The organism is Oscillochloris sp. ZM17-4, from assembly GCF_019599295.1.
GTDB lineage: Bacteria > Chloroflexota > Chloroflexia > Chloroflexales > Chloroflexaceae > Oscillochloris.
On sequence record NZ_JAIEWN010000163.1, the window covers coordinates 1 to 1,527 of the forward strand.

Annotated in this window: 3 protein-coding genes; all 3 read right to left on the bottom strand. The window is 71.6% G+C overall.

The window, feature by feature from the left end; translation table 11 throughout:
- Position 1: 1 nt before the first annotated feature.
- Positions 2 to 214: a hypothetical protein gene (locus K2Z83_RS28385; protein WP_220598533.1), complete on the bottom strand. Its 213-nt coding sequence runs from the start codon at positions 212 to 214 to the stop codon at positions 2 to 4.
- A 14-nt stretch (positions 215 to 228) separates the two neighbouring features.
- Positions 229 to 1,239 (bottom strand): hypothetical protein, encoded by a 1,011-nt coding sequence (locus tag K2Z83_RS28390; protein WP_220598534.1) that lies wholly within the window; start codon positions 1,237 to 1,239, stop codon positions 229 to 231.
- The coding region (locus K2Z83_RS28395) for a hypothetical protein (RefSeq protein ID WP_220598535.1) at positions 1,232 to 1,527 on the bottom strand (296 nt) is incomplete at its 5' end. The genes K2Z83_RS28395 and K2Z83_RS28390, both read right to left, overlap by 8 nt.

The following is a 1,527-nucleotide window of genomic DNA, read 5'->3' on the forward strand; positions in this document are numbered from 1 at the left end:
ACTATGTGCTGCCCAGGAGATCGGGCCGGGCCAGGACCAGCGTGATCAGGCCCAGGAGCAGGCTCAGCAGCAGGAAGGTGCCGGCCAGACAGCCGCGCAGCAGCCGTCTCGGGCTCATGCGGCGGGGGCGGGGCAGACGCGGCGGCGAAGCGATCAGCGAGAGCAGGGCCAGGATGAGGCTGATGATCGTGCTGGGGATGAGGCACCATAACATGGGGGTCTCCTTTCTTATCGGGTATGGCGGAAGTGCAGCTCGACCGTGTGCTGGATGCGCAGCTGGTCGCCGCTGCGCAGGGGCGTGTGCTGCGCGCCCTCGGTCGGATCCTGGTACGCCAGCACCGGACCGGCGGCGCTCGGCATAATCGTGGCGACGGTCGGCGGCCCGCTGCCGGCCTTGTCGAGCGGCACCAGATCAAGGGGCTGGCGCACGATACCGACGCCGTGCGGATACGCGTGCAGCAGCAGGGTGCGGGTCTCGCCGGTCTCGCGGTCGGCGAGGTCGATGATGCCGCGCAGCCGTGGCGCTGGCCGGCGGCGGCGCCCCAGGAGCAGCGCCACGGCGAGCAGCAGCAGGCCCGCGCCACCTGCGCCGGCCCAGAGCGGCCAGAATACGGCGCTGGCAGATGGAGCGGGCGCGGGCGACAGCGGCACCGCCGCGCTGGAGGTGGGCGTCGCCGTCGCCGTCGGTGCCGTGCGCGTCGCCGTCGGTAGGATGGCCGTCGGAGCCGTGGTTGGTCGGTTGTCGCCGGTCGCTGGTCGGTTGTCGGCGGTCGCGTGCGTCTCGACGGCACTGACGACGGGATCCGCCAACAGATAGTAGCTGCCCGAGCTGAAGGTGTCGGCGAAGCGGTCGGTGAGCGTGATCGCCACCGTGTAGCGGCCCGGCCCGCCGTCCAGGGCGATCTCCTGGGCGGGGATGCACTGGATGCCCCGACGATCCGGCGTGGCGAAGCTGTGGCGCCAGACCTGGGCCGCGCCGCCATCCCGCTGGAGGCGCAGATCCACCTCGTCATCGGTACACAGCTCCCCGGTGCCGTCGGGCGTGCCCGCCAGGCGCACCTGGCCGGGCAGATCCCGCTCTGCGGTCGCGGTGAAGAAGACGCCGCGCGGCTGGCTCGCCCGCGCCGCCTCGGGGATGGCTGGCGCGAGCAGCGTTGCGGACGGCTCGGCTCGCATTGGCGTCGATCCCGCCAGCGCCAACAGCGTGCCGGCGAGCACGATCATGTGGTATCTAGCCATCGATTGGCCTCCATGCATCGCTCGTGTGCAGACCATTGCGCGTCGGCACCAAACCCTGCCCCTCCGCGTGGGGGATGGGTGGCGCAACGGTCGCCTCGGAAGCCAGATCCGCGCTGACGCGGGGCGCGGCCTCGTGTGCCAGTTCCTCCAGCACGTACAGGTTACGCTGGGCGAGGATCTGGGCGAACGCCTCGGCCCCCTCGTGCATCGCCCGTAAGTCGTCGCTCGCCACTCCCGACTCCAGGCGCACGAAGCCTATCCGGTCGGCCTTGTCGCCGTAGGCCGCCG